This window comes from Shimia sagamensis, assembly GCF_900182745.1.
GTDB classification, from domain to species: domain Bacteria; phylum Pseudomonadota; class Alphaproteobacteria; order Rhodobacterales; family Rhodobacteraceae; genus Shimia; species Shimia sagamensis.
The window spans coordinates 149,731-171,548 of the sequence record NZ_FXTY01000002.1 but is presented as its reverse complement, the minus strand read 5'-3'; the positions used below and the strand labels follow the sequence as shown (position 1 = coordinate 171,548).

Annotated in this window: 21 protein-coding genes; 8 read left to right on the top strand and 13 right to left on the bottom strand. The window is 57.7% G+C overall.

The window, feature by feature from the left end; translation table 11 throughout:
• Entirely contained in the window at positions 1-2,046 is a 2,046-nt protein-coding gene (locus tag QOL67_RS05310) for a ComEC/Rec2 family competence protein (RefSeq protein WP_283424931.1), read from the top strand.
• Here QOL67_RS05310 and lexA read toward each other — a convergent pair.
• From lexA to QOL67_RS05275, 7 genes are all read right to left on the bottom strand, one after another.
• The gene (gene lexA, locus QOL67_RS05305) at positions 2,040-2,753 is read right to left on the bottom strand and encodes a transcriptional repressor LexA (RefSeq protein ID WP_283424930.1); all 714 of its coding nucleotides are present in this window, start codon (positions 2,751-2,753) and stop codon (positions 2,040-2,042) included. The genes QOL67_RS05310 and lexA overlap by 7 nt on opposite strands.
• Before the next feature lie 127 nt (positions 2,754-2,880).
• Positions 2,881-4,056 (bottom strand): molybdopterin molybdotransferase MoeA, encoded by a 1,176-nt coding sequence (locus QOL67_RS05300; RefSeq protein ID WP_283424929.1) that lies wholly within the window; start codon positions 4,054-4,056, stop codon positions 2,881-2,883.
• Entirely contained in the window at positions 4,053-4,544 is a 492-nt protein-coding gene (moaC, locus tag QOL67_RS05295) for a cyclic pyranopterin monophosphate synthase MoaC (protein WP_283424928.1), read from the bottom strand. The genes QOL67_RS05300 and moaC overlap by 4 nt, the downstream gene beginning before the upstream one ends.
• The gene (trpC, locus tag QOL67_RS05290) at positions 4,544-5,359 is read right to left on the bottom strand and encodes an indole-3-glycerol phosphate synthase TrpC (RefSeq protein WP_283424927.1); all 816 of its coding nucleotides are present in this window, start codon (positions 5,357-5,359) and stop codon (positions 4,544-4,546) included. The genes moaC and trpC overlap by 1 nt, the downstream gene beginning before the upstream one ends.
• Positions 5,356-6,024, bottom strand: a complete 669-nt coding sequence (locus tag QOL67_RS05285) for a uracil-DNA glycosylase (RefSeq protein ID WP_283424926.1) — start codon at positions 6,022-6,024, stop codon at positions 5,356-5,358. Before QOL67_RS05285 ends, trpC begins: the two co-directional genes overlap by 4 nt.
• Complete coding sequence (gene trpD, locus QOL67_RS05280) at positions 6,021-7,040, bottom strand: anthranilate phosphoribosyltransferase (protein ID WP_283424925.1); 1,020 nt, start codon at positions 7,038-7,040, stop codon at positions 6,021-6,023. The genes QOL67_RS05285 and trpD overlap by 4 nt, the downstream gene beginning before the upstream one ends.
• The gene (locus QOL67_RS05275) at positions 7,037-7,630 is read right to left on the bottom strand and encodes an anthranilate synthase component II (protein WP_283424924.1); all 594 of its coding nucleotides are present in this window, start codon (positions 7,628-7,630) and stop codon (positions 7,037-7,039) included. Before QOL67_RS05275 ends, trpD begins: the two co-directional genes overlap by 4 nt.
• A gap of 145 nt (positions 7,631-7,775) precedes the next feature.
• Here QOL67_RS05275 and QOL67_RS05270 point away from each other — a divergent pair, with 145 nt between their 5' ends.
• A complete protein-coding gene (locus QOL67_RS05270; protein WP_283424923.1) occupies positions 7,776-9,182 on the top strand; it encodes a divergent polysaccharide deacetylase family protein in 1,407 nt (468 codons plus the stop codon).
• 189 nt (positions 9,183-9,371) lie between these two features.
• Here QOL67_RS05270 and QOL67_RS05265 read toward each other — a convergent pair whose 3' ends face one another.
• Positions 9,372-9,554 (bottom strand): hypothetical protein, encoded by a 183-nt coding sequence (locus QOL67_RS05265; protein ID WP_283424922.1) that lies wholly within the window; start codon positions 9,552-9,554, stop codon positions 9,372-9,374.
• 54 nt (positions 9,555-9,608) lie between these two features.
• Positions 9,609-10,154 (bottom strand): hypoxanthine phosphoribosyltransferase, encoded by a 546-nt coding sequence (gene hpt / locus QOL67_RS05260; RefSeq protein WP_283424921.1) that lies wholly within the window; start codon positions 10,152-10,154, stop codon positions 9,609-9,611.
• A 98-nt stretch (positions 10,155-10,252) separates the two neighbouring features.
• Here hpt and QOL67_RS05255 point away from each other — a divergent pair, with 98 nt between their 5' ends.
• Entirely contained in the window at positions 10,253-10,708 is a 456-nt protein-coding gene (locus tag QOL67_RS05255; protein WP_283424920.1) for a type II toxin-antitoxin system RatA family toxin, read from the top strand.
• A gap of 209 nt (positions 10,709-10,917) precedes the next feature.
• Here the strand turns inward: QOL67_RS05255 and QOL67_RS05250 are convergent, their stop codons facing one another.
• The 4 genes from QOL67_RS05250 to QOL67_RS05235 form a co-directional block, all read right to left on the bottom strand.
• Positions 10,918-12,105 (bottom strand): ammonium transporter, encoded by a 1,188-nt coding sequence (locus QOL67_RS05250; protein ID WP_283424919.1) that lies wholly within the window; start codon positions 12,103-12,105, stop codon positions 10,918-10,920.
• A 161-nt stretch (positions 12,106-12,266) separates the two neighbouring features.
• The gene (locus tag QOL67_RS05245; protein WP_283424918.1) at positions 12,267-12,740 is read right to left on the bottom strand and encodes a CinA family protein; all 474 of its coding nucleotides are present in this window, start codon (positions 12,738-12,740) and stop codon (positions 12,267-12,269) included.
• Positions 12,740-13,222 carry a phosphatidylglycerophosphatase A family protein gene (locus QOL67_RS05240; protein WP_283424917.1) on the bottom strand — a complete coding sequence of 161 codons (483 nt, stop codon included), beginning with the start codon at positions 13,220-13,222 and terminating at the stop codon, positions 12,740-12,742. The genes QOL67_RS05245 and QOL67_RS05240 overlap by 1 nt, the downstream gene beginning before the upstream one ends.
• Complete coding sequence (locus tag QOL67_RS05235) at positions 13,219-14,376, bottom strand: bifunctional 2-C-methyl-D-erythritol 4-phosphate cytidylyltransferase/2-C-methyl-D-erythritol 2,4-cyclodiphosphate synthase (RefSeq protein WP_283424916.1); 1,158 nt, start codon at positions 14,374-14,376, stop codon at positions 13,219-13,221. The genes QOL67_RS05240 and QOL67_RS05235 overlap by 4 nt, the downstream gene beginning before the upstream one ends.
• Positions 14,377-14,545: 169 nt before the next feature.
• On the opposite strand from QOL67_RS05235, the gene dusB reads away from it, so the two are divergent.
• From dusB to ntrX, 5 genes are all read left to right on the top strand, one after another.
• On the top strand, positions 14,546-15,556 hold the full coding sequence (gene dusB, locus QOL67_RS05230; RefSeq protein WP_346770599.1) for a tRNA dihydrouridine synthase DusB: 1,011 nt from the start codon (positions 14,546-14,548) through the stop codon (positions 15,554-15,556).
• Complete coding sequence (locus tag QOL67_RS05225) at positions 15,553-16,638, top strand: two-component system sensor histidine kinase NtrB (protein WP_283424915.1); 1,086 nt, start codon at positions 15,553-15,555, stop codon at positions 16,636-16,638. Before dusB ends, QOL67_RS05225 begins: the two co-directional genes overlap by 4 nt.
• The gene (locus tag QOL67_RS05220) at positions 16,638-18,002 is read left to right on the top strand and encodes a response regulator (RefSeq protein ID WP_283424914.1); all 1,365 of its coding nucleotides are present in this window, start codon (positions 16,638-16,640) and stop codon (positions 18,000-18,002) included. Before QOL67_RS05225 ends, QOL67_RS05220 begins: the two co-directional genes overlap by 1 nt.
• A 120-nt stretch (positions 18,003-18,122) precedes the next feature.
• The gene (locus QOL67_RS05215) at positions 18,123-20,387 is read left to right on the top strand and encodes a sensor histidine kinase NtrY-like (protein WP_283424913.1); all 2,265 of its coding nucleotides are present in this window, start codon (positions 18,123-18,125) and stop codon (positions 20,385-20,387) included.
• Positions 20,384-21,805: a nitrogen assimilation response regulator NtrX gene (gene ntrX, locus QOL67_RS05210; RefSeq protein ID WP_283424912.1), complete on the top strand. Its 1,422-nt coding sequence runs from the start codon at positions 20,384-20,386 to the stop codon at positions 21,803-21,805. The genes QOL67_RS05215 and ntrX overlap by 4 nt, the downstream gene beginning before the upstream one ends.
• Positions 21,806-21,818: the final 13 nt, after the last annotated feature.

The following is a 21,818-nucleotide window of genomic DNA, read 5'->3' as shown; positions in this document are numbered from 1 at the left end:
TTGCGCGTCGTCACATATTTGCGTGCTTCCCTTCTGAACCAATATGGGCACCTGTTTTGCTGGGTGCCGGTCTGTTTGGGGCTGGGGATTGGCATCTTTTTTGCGCTGCCGGTGGAGCCTGCCGTTGCGGTGTTGGTCGCGATTGGACTGATTTCATGTTGGTTTGCATGGTTGACGATCGGTAAGGAGGTCCATGTCGCGGCGTGCTTATGGCTTGTGGCGCTCGTTCTTGCCGGAGTGTGCATCGCTGGTGCGCGGGCGCATCGCGTGGCGGGTCCGGTTCTTGAGTTTCGATATTATGGCGCGATTGAAGGGCGGATCACTGCAATTGATCGCTCGGCATCTGATGCGGTGCGGTTGACCTTAAACAATGTGAAATTGGATCGGTTTGCGCCGGAGGGCACACCCAAAAGGGTGCGAATTTCACTACATGGTGATGTGACAGGCACAGACCCAACGCCAGGCAAGCTTGTGGGCACAACGGGGCATTTGTCGCCGCCGTCCGGGCCAGTTGAGCCGGGAGGATTTGATTTTCAGCGCCACGCTTGGTTCAAACAGATTGGTGCTGTCGGCTATACGCGCGTGCCGGTGGTGGCCTTGGAACTGCCAGGCAACGGCGGAGGGATTTACGGATTTCGAATGCGGTTGTCCGCGGCGATTCAGGCCCGCATGGCACCGGATGTCGCCGGATTTGCAGCGGCGGTGACCACAGGGGATCGAAGCGGAATATCTGAGGCGGTCACAGAAGCGCTCCGTGGTGCCAACCTCGCGCATTTGTTGGCAATTTCTGGTCTTCATATGGGGCTCTTGGCCGGGTTTGTTTTTGGCGCTCTGCGGTTTTGCATCGCTTTGGTCCCCACCGTCGCACTGCGCGTTGATGGCAAAAAGATCGCAGCCTGCGGGTCCCTTGTGGCGGCGACGGGCTATTTGTTGTTGTCCGGTGGCGCCGTGTCTACCGAAAGGGCGTATGTGATGACGGTAGTGGTTCTGTTGGCGGTGATGCTTGAAAGGCGCGCCCTGACATTGAGGGCAGTGGCGGTTGCCGCGATCATGGTTTTGGTTCTGCGGCCGGAGGCCATGATGGGGCCGGGGTTTCAAATGTCCTTTGCGGCCACGGTAGCTTTGGTCGGCGTGTTTGGCTGGCTGCGGGACATGCAATGGCAGCTGGGTCCCAAATGGTTGCGGCCTGTGTCCGCTGTGGTGGTGTCCTCGCTGGTGGCTGGGTTAGCAACCGCACCGTTTGCGGCGATGCATTTTAATCACGTGGCGCACTACGGTTTGCTGGCCAACGTTGTATCGGTGCCGGTGATGGGCATTTTGGTTGTGCCGGCGGCAGTGGTGGCGGCGCTATTGGTGCCGATTGGACTTGAGGCGGCGCCGCTTTGGGTGATGGAGCAGGGACTACGATGGATTTTGACCGTCGCACAGTTTGTGAGCGGTTTGGACGGCGCACGCGGTACAGTGCCAAGCGGCGGGCGCTGGGTGTTGCCGGTGATTGCCGTGGGCGGCCTGTGGCTTTTGCTTTGGCAGGGGCGCGCGCGTGTCGCTGGACTTGCGGTTGTTTGTATTGGGTTTTGGCTGTGGTCTGATGCAGAAAGACCGGATGTTTTGATCTCAGACACTGGTGGTTTGGTGGGCGTGATGACGCCGCAGGGCCGGGCCCTGTCAAAGGCGAAGGGGCAAGGATTTGTCGCAGAGAACTGGCTGGAGAACGACGGCAGCGAGCGTGATCAAGCAGGAGCCGCGAGTCTGTGGCCTGGTGAGGAAAGCCGCGTTCCATTTGTCGAATTGACAGGCGGGGGGCGGTTGATCCATGTGCAGGGCAAAACCGGAAAAGCAATGTTTGATGGGTGCGCGCCTGAAGATATCGTTGTGTTTTCAACGGTCTTTGACGAGGAATTGAAATGTCACACGCTGGACTCGCGCGATTTGCAAAACCTGGGATCAGTGGCACTTCGTTTTGACGGCGCAGCGCCTTTACGCAAAACGGCCCGCCAAGTAGCGGGCCGTCGGTTGTGGAATGATGCAGAGCTACGTGGTCAGTAAGTGCGGATCAGCCCAACCAGTTTGCCTTGCACTTTGACTTTGTCCTCAGGATAGACACGAGTCTCGTAAGCCGGGTTGGCCGCCTCCAGCGCGATGGATGTCCCATTGTGGTGGAACTTCTTCAGCGTGGCTTCCTGATCTTCTACCAACGCCACCACGATGTCACCGTTGTCGGCCGTGGTGGTTTCCGAGAGGATCACCACATCACCATTGTTGATGCCGGCGTCGATCATAGAATCGCCTTTGACTTCAAGCGCGTAGTGATTTTGCCCCACAGACAGCATCTGGCCTGGAACGGCGACATGGTGGTCGACATGGCTGATCGCTTCGATTGGGACGCCGGCGGCAATCTTGCCCATGACCGGCAATTCGCGGGCAAAGAGCTGCACCTCGTCCGGCGTCACGTTGGCGGGCTGTGCAGGTGAAGGGTGAGGCCCATCGATCACGTTGGGATGGAACCCTGCAGTTGGTGCTGACGGTGCGCCGCCCATGCTCTCCGGCAGTTTTACAATCTCAATCGCGCGGGCGCGGTGGGCCAGGCGGCGGATGAAGCCGCGCTCTTCCAACGCAGTGATCAATCGGTGGATGCCCGATTTAGAGCGTAAATCCAGCGCATCTTTCATTTCGTCAAAGCTGGGTGGCACCCCGTCTTTTTGCAGACGGGTGTGAATGAATTCCAGCAGGTCTAGTTGCTTTTTGGTCAGCATGCTCGGGGACCCCTAAATAGAGTATGTCTTCCCCTCGTTCTACGCATGTTCTTGTTTTGTGTCAAAACTTTTATAGAACATAGCGGAAACAGATGCTAAAATGTGGTATGGCAACAAGGTGTTGCAGCTAGATTGGGATGTACTCGACGGTGGTGCCCGCGGGCCAATCAGGAGCGTTGGGGGCACAGACCAGCAGCGCGTTGGCGTCTGATAATATCGAAAGCAGCGAGCTGTCCTGATTGTCAAAAAGTGAGAGTTTTCCGTGCTCTACGTGGGCGCGCATATAGTGCTCTCTCGGGCCATTTTTTGGCATACGGGCCGCCAAGGTGGCGGATAGGCGTGGCGTGGGTGCTTCGCTGAGACCCAACATGGCGCGGATCACCGGCAGAACAAAGACATGGCCGCAGACCATGGCGGACACGGGGTTGCCGGGCAGGCCGATCATCATGGCCCCATTGGCCAAGGTGCCCGCCATAAGAGGTTTGCCGGGACGCATGGCAATTTTGTAGAAGCTGCGCTGCATGCCCAGATCTTGCGCCACATCGCCCACAAGATCGTGGTCTCCCACAGAAGCGCCCCCAATGGTGATCAGCAGGTCCGCATCGTCGATCAGATCAAAAGCGGCTTCCAGCGAGGCACGGTTGTCCCGCGCGATCGGCAACAGGCGGGCCTCGCAGCCTGCGTCGCGCAGCATGGCTTGTAGGCCAAAGCTGTTGGAGGCGATGATTTGATCCGGGCCGGGTGTTTCACCAGGCATGACCAACTCGTCACCGGTGGACAGAATTGCCACTTTGGGACGGCGGGTCACAGGCACTTCGGCGATGTTCATTGAGGCCATGAGCGCAATATCGGAGGGGCGCAGGACACGTGGGGCCGCAATGGTCTGCCCTACTTTGAAGTCGCCACCCAAGGGCCTGATATGAAAGCCTTTGTCGAGGTTTCTTGACAGCGTGATTACATTGCCATCACGGGTCACATCTTCCTGGATGATCACGCGGTCGGCGCCTTCGGGCACGGGCGCGCCGGTGAAGATACGTACTGCTTGGCCTGCCGCGACGCTGCCGTCAAAGGCGTGTCCGGCGGCGGCTTCGCCAATCACTTCATAGGATTTTCCGGGCGCAGTACCCTCGGTAACGATGGCATATCCGTCCATGGCGGAGGCCGAAAACGGGGGCTGATCGCGGTTGGCGCGCACTGGCTGAGCCAGCATGCGGCCGTTGGCTTGGGACAGCGGTACTGTCTCCACCGGGAGCTGTTTGGTGAGGGCGAAAAGATGCGCAAGCGCGTCAGCAACCGAGATCATTTTGCTTCGTAACGTCCTGATTTGCCACCGTCTTTGAGGATCACGCGGATGCCGCCAATTTCCATGGCTTTGTCGACTGCTTTGGACATGTCATAGACTGTCAGCGCGGCGACATTTACAGCGGTGAGGGCTTCCATTTCGACACCAGTTTGACCGGTGGTTTTCACCGTTGCCTCAACACGCACACCGGGAAGTGTGGCGTCTGGTGTCAGTTCCACTGTCACTTTGGTGATTGGGAGCGGGTGGCACAGAGGGATCAGGTCGGCGCACTTCTTCGCACCCATGATGCCAGCCAGGCGCGCCACGCCCAAAACGTCGCCTTTTTTGGCGCGGCCTTCGTTGATGATGTCAAAGGTGGCAGGTGCCATTTTGATCCAGCCTTCGGCGGTGGCAACGCGGGATGTGACGGCCTTTTCAGAGACATCCACCATATGGGCGTCGCCTTTGGTGTCAAAATGTGTGAGGCCGGACGCGTGGGTTTCGCTCATCACATGCCCCCCATTGCGTTTAATGGATTGGCCAACAAAGCCCGCGTGGCGGAGGCAACGTCGTCCTGACGCATCAGGCTTTCGCCAATCAGGAAGGTGCGGGCGCCGTAGCGGGCCATGTCGGCCAATTCCGCAGGGGTGTTAAGGCCGCTTTCGCAGACAATCAAGCGATCTTCCGGCACCAGTTTGGACAGGGTGCGGGTGGTGTCGAGCGTGGTCTCAAAGGTTTTGAGATTGCGGTTGTTGATGCCCATCAGCGGGGATTTGAGTTGGCTGGCGCGCTCCAATTCGGCGCGGTCGTGCACCTCAAGCAGCACGTCCATGTTCCAGCTGAAGGCCGCGTCTTCGAGTTCTTGCGCTTGCGCGTCGCTGACAGAGGCTAGGATAATCAGGATGCAGTCCGCACCAAGCGCGCGGGCTTCGGCAACCTGATAAGTGTCATACATGAAGTCTTTGCGCAGCGCGGGCAGGGTGGTGGCGTTGCGGGCTTCGGTCAGGAAAGATTTTTGGCCTTGAAAGCTTGGCGTGTCCGTCAAAACTGACAGGCAGGTTGCGCCGCCTTCCTCATAGGCTTTGGCCAGCTCCGGCGGATTGAAGTCTTCGCGGATGAGGCCTTTGGAAGGTGAGGCTTTTTTGACCTCGGCGATCAGGCCATACCCTTCGCGGGCCGCTTTGTGCAGCGCGTCCGAAAAGCCCCGAGTTGGGCTGGCTTCACGCGCCTCGGCCTCAACTGCCTCCAGAGGTTTGGCAGCTTTGTCGGCAGCCACTTCTTCGAGCTTGTAAGCTTTGATTTTGTCCAGAACGGTTTCGGTCATGCGTCAGTCCAATTTATCGGTGTGTCGCCTTGATCAGCGAGCCATGTGTTGATGGTTGAAAACGGGCGGGAGCCGAAAAATCCGCGACGCGCGGAAAGCGGCGATGGGTGCGCCGTTTCAATCATCAGATGTTGGCCGCCATCTTTAGGCGATGTGATGTGAGGTGCAAGGGCTTGGGCCTGTTTTCCCCACAAGACAAAAGCCGTAGGGCGACGGGTGGAAATGTCAGCCAGCACTTGATGGGCCAGGGTTTGCCAGCCCAGCCCTTTGTGGCCGTTGGCATCGCTTGCTGGGACCGAGAGCACAGTGTTGAGCAGAAGCACGCCTTGCTTGGCCCAGAAGCGCAGGTCGCCGTTTGGAGGGGCTGCACCAAGATCGTCCTGCAACTCTTTGTAAATGTTACTCAAAGATCGGGGCAGTGGGGCCACGTCCGGTTCCACTGAGAAGGACAAGCCATGGGCGTGGCCGGGTGTTGGGTACGGGTCCTGACCCAAGATGACGACGCGCAGCTTGTCTGGTGCAACGGCCTCCAGTGCGGCGAAGCGTTGGGCCGCGGGAGGAAGGATTTCCCGCGGATCGTTTTTGATCTGCGCTTCGATGTCTGGCCAGTGGTCCACGAAGAACGGCAGATGCGCCCAATGGCTGGGCGGAGAGGCTGTGCTCATGCCGCCGAGGTGACTTTGGCCAGTGCGGCGACTTTGCCTTTGGCAGCACCGGAATCGATGCTTTCTCGGGCCTTTTCGACACCTTCGCGCAGATCGCTTGCGGCGTCAGCCACGACCAGCGCAGCCGCGGAGTTGAGCAAAACTGCGTCACGGTACGCGCTTTGCGCACCATCAAGCAGGGCACGGAAAGCGTTGGCGTTGTCTTCTGGTGTACCACCAACGATGTCCTCAAACGGATGCACAGGTAGGCCAGCGTCCTCAGGGTGAAGCTCCACGTCTTTGACAGTGCCGTCGCTTTCCAAAGCAGACACCCAGCTCACGCCGGTGATGGTTAACTCGTCGGTGCCGTCAGAGCCATGAACCAGCCAAGCGCGTTCGCTGCCCAACTGGCCCAAAGTTTCCGCCATCGGGCGGATTAGGTCGCGGGTAAAGGCACCGGTTAATTGACGTTTTACGCCTGCCGGGTTGGTTAGCGGGCCAAGGATGTTGAAGATGGTGCGCGTGCCAAGCTCGGCGCGGGTGGGCATCACATGGGCGATCGCCGGATGGTGCATTGGCGCCATCATGAAAGCAATACCGCAGGTTTGTAGTGCCTTTTCAACCACGTCCGGACCAACCATGACGTTGATACCCATCTGGGTTTGCACGTCAGCTGTGCCAGATTTGGAGCTCAGATTGCGGTTGCCGTGTTTGGCAACTGCGACACCAGCGCCAGCGGTGACAAAGGCAGTGGCGGTGGAGATATTCAGCGTGTGCTTGCCGTCTCCGCCGGTGCCTACGATGTCAATTGCGCCTTCCGGTGCTTTGACCGCATGGCATTTGGAGCGCATGACCGCTGCTGCAGCTGCGTATTCATCCACGGTTTCGCCACGGGTGCGCAGCGCCATCAGCAGGCCACCCATTTGGCTGGGCGTGGCTTCGCCTTCAAAAAGAAGTGTAAACGCGCCTTCGGCCTCGGCGCGCGTCAATGGGCGATCAGCCGCGGCACCGATTAGAAATTTAATGTCGGAAGTCATGCGGCGGCGTCCTCTTTGGCGGGCATCATGTCCAGAAAGTTTTTAAGCAAGGCGTGGCCGTGCTCGGATGCTATGGATTCCGGATGGAATTGCACGCCATGAATGGGCAGTTCTTTGTGTTGCAGCCCCATGATGGTGCCATCATCCAGTTCCGCGGTGATTTCCAGACAGTCCGGTAGCGTTGCGCGGTCCACAACAAGAGAGTGATAGCGCGTCGCTTCGAATGGGCTGGGCAAGCTAGCAAAGAGGCCTTTACCAGTGTGTTTCATGGTGCCCATTTTGCCGTGTACGATCTCATGACAGCGAACAACGTCACCGCCGAAGTGTTGACCGATGGTTTGATGCCCCAAGCACACACCCATTAAAGGCGTGCGGGTTTCAGCGGCGGCGGCGGTCAATGCAAGACAAATGCCGGCTTGGGATGGGTCGCAGGGACCGGGGGACAAAAGGATGCCCGACGGGTTCATGCCCATCGCGTCCTGAACGGTCAACGCGTCGTTTCGCCAGACCTGCACATCTGCGCCCATCTCGCCCAAATAGTGCACAAGGTTGTAGGTGAAACTGTCGTAGTTATCGATCAGAAGCAGCATTTTGTCGGTTCTTTCCCTAAAGATGCAAAAGGGGTGGAGGCAGAGGGCCTGCTCGCGGTATACATGTTCAGGCTTGGCGCAGAGGGTCAAGAGGGGCAGGTGCAGGTCGCCCTATAAAATGGACGTAAAAGAGAGGCAGGCAGCTATGTTTCGCGGATTAATGTCAGGTGTGTTTTGGGGCGCGATCCTGGTGGGAGGCGTTTTGGCCGTCACATCGTTGTTGTCGCCATTGCCTGCGACGGTAAAGCCTCAGACAAACACTGACGCGCCAAAGGCTTCGGATGAGGCCGCGCCTGAGATCGGCGCGATGGAAACAGAATCGCAGGCGGATGCGGCAGTGGAAGAGGCAACGGCTGCGGTGACACCGGCTGCTGATAGCAGTGATGCGCCGCCGCTTAGCGGTACTGATTCAGCGCCGAAACCGGAGACTGGAACCGAAACAACAGCATTGGCAGTGCCGGATACAACTTCCACGGACGGTGCAGTGGCTTTGAATGAAGAGACGCCGGTTTTGCCCAATCCTCAAGCGGAGACGCCTGCAGCGCCGGTGCCGGATTCGGAGCTGTCGATTTCGACAAATCCCCCGCAGCCCGCCGCTCCGGATGTTGCGGAAAATGAAGTGTTTCCAACGCCGTCCGAAGAAAACGCAGAGACAGATACGACAGATAGTCTTGTGACGGAAGCTGCACCTATTGAGGACGCGGAAGACATCACGCCACAGGCGGAAGCGGCTGAAGAAGAGATGGTTGAGGACGCGTCGGATGCAGAGAGCCTGTTAAAACCGGCAACCGATTTGAATGAGACGTTTGAGCAACGCACCTCCACACGCTTACCAACTGTGGGTGCCAATGAAGATGACAGTGTAGAAACTCTCTCCTCGCGCCCCGTGGAAGCCAATGCGGAACAGTTTGAGAACGCTGAAGAAAAACCGGTTATGGCGATTGTTTTGATCGACACTGGCGAACAGGCCTTTGATATTGAAGCGCTTGAAAGCTTTCCCTATCCGTTGAGCATTGCGGTGAGCACGTTGGATCCCAATGTGGCTGAAAAGTCAGCGGACTACCGGACACGTGGCTTTGAGGTGTTGGCGATGCTGGACATGCCTACAGACGCTACTGCAAGCGACGTGGAGCAAGCACTACAGGCGCATTTGTCGGTTTCAGATGCCTTTGTAGGTGTGATGGAAGGGATGGATGACGGGCTGCAAGGCAGCAAGGAAATCAGCGATCAGGTGACGCAGGCGTTGTTAAGCAGTGGGCATGGATTGTTGATGCTTGCCAACGGGTTGAACACCGCGCAGAAGCTGGCTGCAAAGGAAGGCGTGCCGTCTGCAACTGTGTTCCGCGACTTTGATGACAAAGGTCAAACCGCGGTGGTGATGCGTCGTTTCCTGGACCAGGCGGCCTTTAAGGCGGGGCAGGAACAGGGTGTGGTGATGGTGGGACGTCTGCGCGATGAGGCGATCTCAGCATTGTTGCTGTGGGCGCTTCAGGATCGGGCGGGAACTGTGGCCATGGCGCCGGTGTCCGCGACATTTGACACCATCAATTAAGCCACAACGGACGATCCGTTAATGGGTTAAGAAACCGGCGTTTTTTGACGTCGGTTTTTTGTCGGTATCGCGACTGTTTTGCGGAGGTGCGGTTTTGCGTGATGCGACACGTTAACGACGGTGCCTGAATTGGCGGATAATTTACCATCAACCCAAATTTGGGGTCGCTTTAGCGGCTGGTAGGGCACATCAAAACTTCACCGGATTGCGCGAACGCGGCTCGAGTGTGAGCATTTCTGGCCAGCCAATGAACTTCTCGATCAACACCAGAATGATACAAGCGGCCACGATACCGAGCACCAGCTTGACCCGCTTCTCTGATGGCGGGTTGCGGGCCCATTTGCTCATGCGCAGGAAGTGGCGGAGGTTCATCTAGGCGCCTCTGGGGTGGCGCAGGGCTGATTAAGGCCCTGCTGTGTGGAGGGGTCAGCTCTCTTCGACAAAGCGTACTTTGCCGATGAAGGGCAGGTTGCGGTTGCGTTGGGCGTAGTCGATGCCGTAGCCCACGACAAATTCATCAGGGATGGCAAAGCCAATCCAGTCGGCGGCAATGTCGGCTTCGCGGCGGGATGGTTTGTCCAGCAGCGCGATGGTTTTGATCTTGGCCGGGTTGCGGGCCTTCAGAAGGTGCAGCACATGGGTCAGGGTGTGGCCGGTGTCCACGATGTCTTCCACAACCAACACATCGCGCCCCTCTATTTCTCCGCGTAAATCTTTGAAAATACGCACTTCTCGGCTGCTTTCCATGGAGTTTCCATAAGAGGAAGCTTCCAGGAAATCGACTTCCACAGGAAGGTCGAGCTCGCGCACCAGATCCGCGATGAACACAAAGGAGCCGCGCAAAAGGCCCACCACAATCAGCTTGTCTGTGCCGGCGTATTCCGTTTGAATTTCGCTTGAGAGGTCTTCGATCCGCGCCGCAATGGACTTGGCGGAGATCATTTGATCGATGACATATGGACGCTCTGACATGAGACCCTCTTGATTTTCTCTATCTTGCGCCGCTATGTGCGCCACCAGAACTGTGCATAGCGGGGACGTTGTGCGCTGTCACGCCAAAATGAGATGATATGCCGACGCATTCCGAGACCCGCACGCTGCCGTATACCGCCCAACAGATGTATGATCTGGTGGCGGATGTGGCGTCTTATCCGCAGTTTTTGCCGTGGTGCGCGGCGGCGCGCATTCGATCTGTGACGCCGGTGCAGACAGAGATCGGGGCAGGTGATGAGATGTTGGCGGATTTGGTGATCTCGTTCAAAGTATTTCGGGAACGGTTTGGCAGTCGCGTGGTGCTTTATCCTGAGGTTAAACACATAGACACGGAATATTTGGATGGCCCTTTCAAATACATGAAATCCACTTGGGATTTTGCCGATGTTGAGGGCGGTGTTGATGTGACATTCTTTGTCGATTTCGAGTTCAAGAACATCCTTTTGCAGAAAGCCATTGGCCTGGTGTTCAATGAAGCGATGCATCGGATAGTGGCGGCGTTTGAGACGCGGGCACAGGCGCTTTATCGGTGACAAACACACTGCAAAAGTGAGGTTTGGAAATCCCGGAGATTCTCTGTTTCGTTTCCTGTATCGGAATTGAGTGCGCGAATTCGCAGGGAAATATTGCGGCTCGTTATGGCCTGACAGGTCTTCATGCCGTTCGACAGGATGGTTGGTAAGCCACAAAAAAAGGGCGGCCACGTTTGGCCGCCCAGTTCCGGAGTGATTTCTGAGGCCTCTTAGGAGGCGATGTCGTAGGCGCGCTCACCATGCACTGCCAGATCAAGGCCGTTGACCTCGGTTTCCTCATCGACACGCAGTGGGGTGATCAAGCTGACCAGTTTCACCAGCACATAGGTCACAACCACCGTGAAGATGCCGACGATGGCCAGTGCGCCCAGCTGCGCGGTCCATGTGCCTTGGCCAAACATCGCGATCATGATGGTGCCGAAGATGCCGCCAACGCCGTGCACGGCAAACACGTCAAGCGTGTCGTCGATTTTGGCTTTGTTGCGCACAAAGTTCACGGCTTCCTGACACAGGACGCCGGCGATGGCCCCGATCACCAGAGCCTCTACCGGGCCGACAAAACCCGACGCTGGCGTGATGGAGGCGAGACCTGCGATGGTGCCTGTGACGAGACCCACAAGCGAGGCTTTGCCGTATTTGATGCGTTCCCACAGGGCCCATGTGAGCGAGGCTGTGGCGGCGGAGATATGGGTCACGGTGAGGGCCATGGCAGCACCGCCGTCTGCGGCGAGCTGAGAGCCACCGTTGAAGCCAAACCAGCCAACCCACAACATGGCAGCGCCAATCATCACCATCCAAGGCGCGTGAGGCGGCGTGGTGCGGTGTTTGCGGGCGCCGAGCATCACGGCAATCACAAGCGCCGCAAGGCCTGCGGTTTCGTGCACCACGATGCCGCCGGCGAAGTCGCGCACGCCGATCTCACCAAAGATGCCGCCGTCAGCCATCATGCCGCCGCCCCAGATCCAGTGCACCACAGGTGCGTAGCAGAGCAGCATCCAGAGGCCGGAGAACAGCAGCACAAAGCCAAAGCCGATGCGCTCCACATAGGCGCCGACGATCAGTGCCGGGGTGATGATGGCGAAGGTCATCTGGAACGCGAAGAACAGTACCTCGGGCAGGGTGCCGGACAGGCTGTCGACTGTGACGCCGGAGAGGAACATCTTGCCCAAGCCGCCCCAGACCGAGGTGGCGCCGCCGTCATTGCCAAAGGCGATGGAATAGCCAAAGACGAGCCAAAGAACGCTCATCAAACAGGCAATGGCATAAGTTTGCATAAAGACGCTGAGCACGTTGCGGGCGCGCACGAGGCCCCCGTAAAACAACGCCAGACCCGGCAATGTCATGAACAGGACCAGGGCTGTCGCCACGATGATCCATGCGGTGTCCGCTGCGTTCATATTTCTTTCCTCTTTGTCCCGTGAGTGGTGGTTTTTCCGTCAAAGAGCGGAAAACCTGCTCAGAACAAAGGCTCATGTGGCCTCAAAGCGCCTTAAAACAGGGCGTTTTGTGAGGTGCGTAAAAAATAGGCGACAATCGTGGCGTGTCGCCTAAATGGGCATCACTTTGCGCAAGCGGCCTTAAAAAGCAGCGCCAAAGCGTGATTCCGCGCCGCCTCACGCACTTCTGTGCGGCCAAGCGCGCCAAATTCGATGGTTTCTGTGGTGCAGCCAGTTTGCGTGGCGATGCCAAAACAGACACGGCCCTCGGGTTTGAATTCTGACCCGCCCGGACCGGCGATGCCGGTGATGGAGACGGCCAGCTGGGCGTCGGAGTTCACTAGCGCGCCAAGTGCCATTTCGCGGGCAACCTCTTCGCTGACGGCACCCACGGCGGCCAAGGTGGCTTCGCGCACACCCAGCATCTCGGTTTTGGCAAGATTGGTGTAGGTCACAAAGCCGCGCTCAAAGACGTCAGAGCTGCCTGCGACGTCGGTGAGGGCGGCGGCCACCATGCCAGCGGTGCAGCTTTCGGCTGTGGCGATGCGCAGGTTGGCGTCGCGACAGGCTTGCAGGAGTTGGGTGACGTCGACCATCAGATCAGCACAATGTGGTAGAGCGCAGCTGCGGCCAGAGTGGCGAGGCCTGCAAACAGACCGGCCCAGATGTCATCCAGCATGACGCCAATGGGGTCGTGGCGTTGATCTGCTTTGCCCACCAACCAAGGCTTCTTAATGTCGAAAAGACGGAAGAACAGGAAGGCGGCAATTGGGCCGGGCCAGACCATCGACGTATCGCGCATCGCAAAAGCCACGGCGGGGAACAGTAGCGCGATCCACATGCCGGCCACCTCGTCGATGACAATTTCGGAGGGGTCTTCAGTGGGGCGATCGGCCAGGTCGCGGATGCAGGCCCACATGCCAATCACGATGGCCAGCGCGGTGAGGACGGCCAGTAGCCAGACGCCAACAAAATGTGCAGCGGCCCAACCGATGATCAGCGCGGCCAATGAGCCCCATGTACCGGGAGCGGCGGGCAGGCGGCCGACGCCAAAGAATGTTGTGATCATACGGATCATGGTTTCACCAATGTTGCCGTTGCAATAGCGGCAATCCCTTCTTCGCGGCCTGTGAAGCCGAGTTTTTCACTTGTTGTGGCTTTGATCGACACGCGGTCCGTGGCTAGCCCCATGATCTCTCCCATACGGGCCATCATGGCGGCGGCGTGTGGGCCGACCTTGGGGCGTTCGCAGATCAAGGTGCAGTCGACATTGGAAATGGTGAAACCTTTGGAAGCTGCCAGATTAACCGCGTGTTTGAGGAACACGGCGCTGTCCATGTCTTTCCATTCGGATTCAGTGGGCGGGAAGTGGCGGCCAATGTCGCCTTCCGCCATGGCACCATAAACTGCGTCTGTCACCGCATGCATGCCGACGTCCGCGTCGGAGTGACCTTTGAGAGCTTTGGTGTGCGGGATTTTGATGCCGCAGAGGATGACGTGATCTCCGTCTTCAAAGGCGTGCACGTCGTAGCCATTGCCAAGTCTGATATCCATGGGGCCTCTTTGGTCGTTTTGCAGGTGCTTTTCCAGACGGGCAAAATCGTCTGGTGTGGTGATCTTTAGGTTGCGCTCATTGCCTGCCACGATGGTCACGTCAAGCCCTGCGGCGCGGGCGACCTCTACATCGTCCGCAGCATTGCCCGGATGGGCACGGTGGGCGGCAAGGATGGCGTCAAAGGCAAAGCCTTGCGGGGTTTGGGCGCGAAACAGGCCGTCGCGGCTTTGGGTGCCGGTGACCACTCCGTTTGCGCCACACCACAGCGCGTCAGTGACGGGTAAAGCCGGGGCCGCGCCATCTGCGCCGGATTGGAGTGCGTCGATCACCGCGTCAATGGTGCTGGCATCAATGCCCGCACGCGCCACATCGTGGATCAGAACATGGCTGAAACCTTGATCGTTCAGAGCGTTTAAACCGGCCAGAACGGAGGCATCTCGGGTGGCGCCGCCTGAGACGGTTGGCACAGTGAGGGATGCGCTGTGTTCCGTGTCGTCTGGGTGAACCACCACCAGCACATGGTCGATGCGCGGGTGCGTCACAAAGGCAGTGATGGCATGATCAGCCACCCGCTGGCCTGCCAAGGATCGCCATTGTTTGGGTAGGCCTGCACCGGCGCGGGTGCCCCGTCCTGCAGCGACAATCACGGCGGCGGTCTTGAAAGCGGAATTTGTCATGGGCTCTGTGTAGAACTTGCGTGCCGAAGTGGCAATTGACCCTTGAAGTCTGCCTAAATTTTGAGCATGTGCGAAAATCTGCTACATAAATAACCAAATTTCGCGGCAGTTTGATTGAGTTTGACCAAGAGGTCAGATACGCCCGAGGCATCGCACAAGGAATATGCACGTGACCATTCAAGTCGCAGATCTCACTCTGACATCCCCTGTTTTTCTGGCACCTTTGGCCGGAATCACCGATCGCCCTTTTCGGGATTTGGTTGGCAGTTTTGGCGCGGGGCTGGTGGTGAGCGAGATGGTGGCCAGTCAAGAGATGGTTCAGGCCAAGCCCGGGGTGCGCGAGCGGGCCGAACTTGGATTTGGTGAGGCAACCACCTCTGTGCAGCTTGCCGGCCGAGAGGCACATTGGATGGCGGAAGCAGCGCGGCAAGTGGAGGCCAACGGGGCCACGCTGATTGACATCAACATGGGCTGTCCAGCGAAGAAAGTGACCAGTGCCAGCGGGGCGGGTGCCAGTGGCTCTGCTTTGATGAAGAATTTGGATCATGCGCTGACATTGATCGAAGCCGTGGTGGGCGCAGTGGATATTCCGGTGACGTTAAAAACGCGGCTGGGGTGGGACGACAACATGTTGAACGCGCCAGAGCTGGCACAGCGGGCGGAAAATGCCGGGATTCAGATGTTGACCGTACACGGTCGCACTCGCTGTCAGTTTTACAAAGGTGCAGCAGATTGGGACGCGATCAAAGGCGTGAAAGACGTGGTGGGCATTCCGGTGATTGCCAATGGCGACATTGTGGATGTGCCCACGGCCAAGGCGGCACTGGCAGCCTCTGGTGCGGATGGCGTCATGGTGGGCCGCGGGGCGCAGGGAAAGCCGTGGTTGCTCGCGCAGATGGCTGCGGAGCTTTATGGCAGCGCCGCGCCGAAAGAGCCAACCGGACAAGCTTTGGTTGAGATGGTGCAAGGGCACTACGAGGCGATGTTGACATTTTATGGCGTGGATCTGGGCCTGCGTGTCGCCCGCAAACACCTGGGTTGGTACATGGATCATGTTGGTACCGAGGCCGCCTTGCGCCGTCGGGTTCAGACCAGCCGGGATACAGGTGAAGTGATGACGCTATTGGCTGAAGCATTGATGCCTGCGGATGAGACGCCAAACAACGGAGAAGTGGCATGAGTTCGGAGACGCCTTTTTGGAATAGCCTTCCCGTGCCTGCATTGGTGGTGGATAAAGCGGATGTGATCCTGCGCATCAACCCGGCGGCGGAGACGTTTTTGAATGCCTCTGCCAAATCCATGGTTGGCCAGCCGATCTGGGACAAGGTGATGATTGATGCGCCGCTTGAAGAGGCGTTTCACCGCGCGCGGGAGCATGGCACACCTCTGTTTGTAAATGACGCTGATGTGGGCACTGGAGACGGGCCGCCCGTGCAGTGCAACTTGCAGATAGCGCCGTTGGCGGATGCGCCGGACGAAATGCTGTTTTTGATTTCTAGCCGCGAGTTGGCGGGGCGTATGACGCGCAGCCATTCCGTTAAATCCTCTGCCAAATCGGCGATAGGCATGGCGGAAATGTTGGCCCATGAAATCAAAAATCCACTGGCTGGGATCACGGGGGCGGCGCAGTTGCTGTCTATGAACCTAAGCTCCGAGGACTTGGAACTGACGGATCTGATTGTTGAAGAAAGCCGTCGGATCGTGAAGCTACTGGAGCAGGTGGAACAGTTTGGAAATCTGTCGCTGCCGCAAAGACAGCCGGTGAACATACATGACGTGTTAGACCGGGCGCGGCGCTCTGCTTTGGTGAGTTATGGCGCACATATGCACATCATCGAGGACTACGATCCCTCGTTGCCGCCTGCCGAAGGGGACAGCGATCAACTTCTGCAAGTGGTGCTAAACCTTTTGAAGAACGCCAGCGAAGCGGCCAGTGATACAGGCTCAATTCGTATCCGAACCTATTATGAACATAGCTTTAGATTGCGCCGGGCGGATGGCACTGGGCAGCCTTTGCCGTTGCAAATCGAGATCATTGATGACGGGCCGGGATTGCCAGACGACCTTAAGGGCGATGTGTTTGACCCGTTTGTGTCGGGTCGCGAAAACGGCACGGGCCTGGGGCTCGCGCTGGTTAGCAAAATTGTTTCGGATCATGGCGGCATGATCACGGTGGACTCTGTGCCTGGGCGCACGGTGTTCAAACTCTCGCTCCCGCGGGCAAGCAAAGAAACTCTGAAAGCATTTGAGGAGAGCCAGTAATGGATGGCACGGTTCTGGTCGCAGATGATGATCGCACAATTCGCACGGTTTTGACGCAGGCTCTGACACGGGCAGGGTGCAAGGTGCATGCCACCTCCTCGTTGACCACATTGATGCGATGGGTTGGGGAAGGCAAAGGTGATGTTGTCATCACCGACGTGATGATGCCCGACGGAAACGGGTTGGAGATGTTGCCCAAGATTGCAGAGGATCGCCCGGGGCTGCCGGTGATTGTGATTTCAGCTCAGAACACCATCATGACGGCGATTCAGGCTGCAGAGGCGGAGGCGTATGACTACCTGCCAAAGCCATTTGATTTGCCTGATCTGATGAAACGGACCGGCAAAGCCTTAGAGCAAAAGCGACGGACACCAGCTGCGCCTGTGGCCGATGATGAGCGACCTGACGAGTTGCCATTGGTTGGGCGCACAGCGGCAATGCAGGCGCTTTACCGGCTGGTGGCGCGTGTGATGAACACGGACTTGCCGGTGTTGATTTCTGGCGAAAGCGGCACAGGTAAATCCCTGATTGCCAAAGAAATTCATGATTTTTCCGACCGCAGAAACTTGCCGTTTGTGGTGGTGAATGCTGCTGATTTGAGCGATTTGGAAGGGCCGGCAAAAGTGTTGGCAAAGGCCAGGGGCGGCACCATTCTGGTGGATGAAATTGGCGACATCGATGACGAGGTTCAGGCCCGCATTGTGCGCATGATGGACACCCCCGGGGAACACAGCCCTCGGTTTATGGCCACCAGCCAGGTCAATCTCAACGCAGCCATGGAAAACGGTACTGTGCGTCAAGATTTGTATTATCGCCTAAATGGCGCGGCGATCCATGTTCCGGCGTTGCGTGAGCGGGTCGACGATATCCCACTGTTGGTCGAGCATTTCCTAAATCGCGCGGAACGGGACGGCGCGCCAATGCGCTTGTTCTCGGAGGCGGCCATGGAATTGTTCCGGGCCTATAGCTGGCCAGGCAATGTGCGACAGTTGGAAAATGCGGTGCGGCGGTTGGTTTTGACGGCGCAAGCTGAAGAGGTTTCGCGGGGCGAAGCGGAAATGATGCTGGGGGCGCAACCGCAGGCGGGGCCGCTTTTGGGGGGCGATGACAGTGAGAAATTATCGGCCTCTGTGGCGCGCCATCTGCGGCGGTATTTTGATTTGCATGGCAATATGCTGCCACCGGCAGGACTTTATGCGCGTATCTTGCGGGAGATCGAACTGCCTCTGATCGAAATTGCGCTGGATGCCACCGGCGGCAATCAGGCGAAATGTGCTGATTTACTAGGTATTAATCGGAATACACTTCGCAAAAAAATCACTGATCTGGATATTCACGTGACACGCCGACGCAAGTTGATGTAAAAAGGCCACATAAGCGTGGCGCGCGGGCCGCACTCTGAGAAAAAGAGTCGGGGCTTAGAACGTGCTACTGAATATGGCGGTGGGCCGCGCAAGCGGTACCAAATCAATTGAGGAAGTCGGGTGTCTAGCCGGACAGCAACCAATCATTGGGCGCGTTTTCAGCGCCTACGCAGGCAAAGGCGTGTCCAGAATGCCGCAACTTTAGGGTTGGTGGTGCTTGGGCCTGTGCTGGCGCTTGCGACCTTCTTAGTGCTCGGGCCGTTTGATTTGGGCGCGTCTTCCAGCGGCCTTCGAGCGATTCTCTTGGCTGACCTTGTCTATGTGCTCGTTGTCGCGACTCTGGTGCTGCAAAACGTGATGCGAGCGGTGGCGTCGCGTCGGGCTAAGTCCGTTGGGTCAAGACTGCACTTACGGCTGACCGGCGCGTTTGCGCTTTTGGCGTTGGTGCCCGCGGTGACTGTCGCTGTGTTTGCCGGATTGACGCTGAACATTGGCCTTGAGGGCTGGTTTAGTGAACGTGTGCGCCAAGTGGTGGGCAACTCGCTGGCGGCGGCGCAAGCTTATGAAGAAGAACACATCCTAGGATTGGAAGAAGACGCGGGCCTGCTTGCGGACTTCTTGAACGAGAGCAAGCGGCGCAGCTTTGGTCTGGATGCAGGAGAGGTGCGCGTGCTTCTGGCCTCCGGTCAGGTGCAAATCCAGCGGGGGCTCAAGGAAGCGTTTGTGATTGATAGCGCAGGTGAGATTCAGGCGCGGGGCGAGCGGTCATACCTGTTTGATTATGAGGAGCCATCCGAGGCGGACATGCAGACCGCGATCGACGAAGGATCAGTGACTATTCGCGATTTGGACAATAATGAAATGCGTGCGTTGGTGCGGCTTGATGCGTTTCTGGACAGGTTTTTGTACATCAGCCGCGAAGTGGACGCGGAAATTTTCCATCTTCTGGATGACACACAGGCCAGTGCACGCCTGTATTCCCAACTTGAGAGCGAGCGCGGGCAGCGGTTGTTTGAATTTGGCATGATCTACCTTGGTTTTGCTTTGATCCTAGTGTTGGCGGCGATTTGGATGGGCATGTGGTTTGCAGAACGCTTGTCCCGTCCTGTGGGGCGTTTGACAGGGGCTGCGCAGCGTGTTGGCGCCGGTGATTTGGACGTGCGTGTGGTGGAAGAAGATGGTGACGATGAAATCGCCATGTTGAGCCGCTACTTCAACCAGATGACGCGACAGTTGAAAGCACAGCGCGAGACGTTGCTGGATAACACACGGCAGATTGATCGTCGGCGGAGGATGTTTGACTCGGTTTTGAGTTCGGTCACATCCGGCGTGGTCGGCCTCGACAGCGACGGCAAAGTTGCCTTTGTGAACCGGTCGGCACAGCGGTTGCTGGACTGGGATGAAGATCGGCAAGAGATGCCGCTCACATTGGCTGTGCCGGAGTTTGGGCCGTTATTTGAGGGGCTGAAATCTAGCGGTAAAGAGGTAGCGCAGGAAGAAGTAAAAGTCAGTCGATCTGGTCGGCTTGAGAACTTGCTGGTGCGGATGGCCACGCGGCGGCGCGAAAATGGGACGCTTGAAGGCTATGTTGTGGCTTTTGATGATGTGACCGACCTGGTGACTGCCCAGCGTATGGCGGCCTGGGGCGACGTTGCCCGGCGTATTGCGCATGAGATCAAGAACCCACTGACGCCGATCCAGTTAAGCGCGGAGCGCATTCGGCGCAAGTTTGCCAGCAAAGTGGGTGAAGACAGCGATCAGCTTGAGCAAATGACAGACGTCATAGTACGGCAAACCAATGATCTGCGTCGGATTGTGGATGAGTTTTCCAAATTTGCCCGGATGCCAGAGCCGGTTCGTAAGGCAGTTGAAGTGGTGGAACTGGTGTCCGGAGCGGTGCTGTTGCAGGAATCCGGCCAGCCAAATGTGCGGTTTGTGCGCGATATATGCGAAGGCCCGTTGGCGGCAGACTTGGATGCGACGATGATTTCTCAGGCGTTGACAAACTTAATCAAGAACGCGGGGGAAGCCACTGAAACCTTGCAGGAAAAAGGCGCACCGGATGGGTATTGTCCGGAGATACATGTGAATTTGTTCCAAGAGGCGGATGAAGCTGTCCTGCGCATTGCCGACAATGGCATTGGCTTGCCTGAGGATCGTGCGCGTTTGTTTGAGCCCTATGTCACCACGCGCGACAAGGGCACGGGTCTTGGTCTGCCAATTGTAAAAAAGATCATCGAAGAACACGGCGGGCAGCTCGCGCTGCTGGATGCGCCGGTGTTTGACAACAATTCCCACGCAGGGGCGATGGCCGAAGTTCGGTTGCCGCTTTCTCAGCAGGCTGCAGCTGCGGTGGAACCCAAAGAGAGCGAGCAAGTATTATGAGTGACATTCTGATCGTAGATGACGAACGTGATATCCGGGAGTTGGTTTCCGATATTTTGAAGGACGAAGGCTACACTACACGGCTTGCGGGCAATTCAGATGATGCCATGGCTGAGGTCGCCAGTGCGCAACCGGCGTTGATGATCCTCGATATCTGGCTCAAAGACAGCAACATGGATGGCATCGACATTCTGAAGGCGGTGAAAATCGATTATCCAGAGGTCCCAGTGGTGATCATTTCAGGCCATGGGAACATCGAGATCGCAGTCGCAGCTATCAGGCAGGGCGCGTATGACTTCATTGAGAAGCCGTTCAACATCGATCAGCTTTTGGTGGTGATCAAGCGGGCAATGGAAACCAGCCGTCTGCGCCGTGAGAACACCGAGTTGAAGCGTCAGGACAGCACACCAACCGACTTGATTGGGGACAGTGCAGCATTCCGAGGCATGATTTCGCAACTCGATAAGGTCACACGCTCCAACGGGCGTGTCATGCTGACCGGCCCTGCTGGTGTCGGTAAAGACGTGGCCGCACGCTATATCCATGCCAATTCTAATCGGGCAGCAGCACAATTTGTGACCGTTTCATGTGCCGGAATGGATCCGGACCGCGTGGAAGAGATTCTGTTTGGGCGGGAAACTGCGGAACGGGGCGTGGAGGCTGGCCTGTTGGAACAGGCCAATGGCGGTGTGATCTACTTTGATGAGGTGGCGGACATGCCGCTGGCAGCGCAGAGCAAAATTCTACGGGTGTTGGTGGATCAACAATTCACCCGAGTTGGCGGGGCCAAAAAGGTGCGGGTGGATCTGCGGGTGATCTCCTCCACCAATCGCAATTTGAAGCAGGCCATTGATGCGGGTGACTTCCGTGAAGAACTGTACCATCGGCTGAATGTTGTGCCAATTGCCGTGCCCTCGTTGGAGGAGCGGCGAGAGGATATTCCTGAATTGGCGGCCTATTTCCTGGGGCAGTTGCATGAGGCGCAAGGGTTGCCGCTGCGCACGTTGAGCGTGGATTCAGCTGCGTTGATGCAGACCATGGTGTGGCCCGGAAATGTGCGCCAGCTGAAGAACATGATTGAGCGCGTGCTGATCCTTGGCGACGGGCAGGGGCCAATCGAGTGTCGAGAGCTGCCTGGCGAAAGCGATGCACCTGCTGAAGAGGGCCGCGTTGTGTTGTCCGGCGCACTGGCAACGCTGCCACTGCGTGAGGCGCGGGAAGCGTTTGAGCGCGAGTATCTGCTCACGCAAATCAACCGATTTGGCGGCAATATCAGCCGTACTGCCAGTTTTGTTGGCATGGAACGCAGCGCGTTGCACCGCAAACTCAAGTCGCTTGGTGTGGTGACATCCAATAAGGCAGGCGCCCGTGTCGCGCATGTGTCTGGTGAGGAAGAGGAAGAGCGTGAAGCTGGGTAATCCCAGCTTTTCA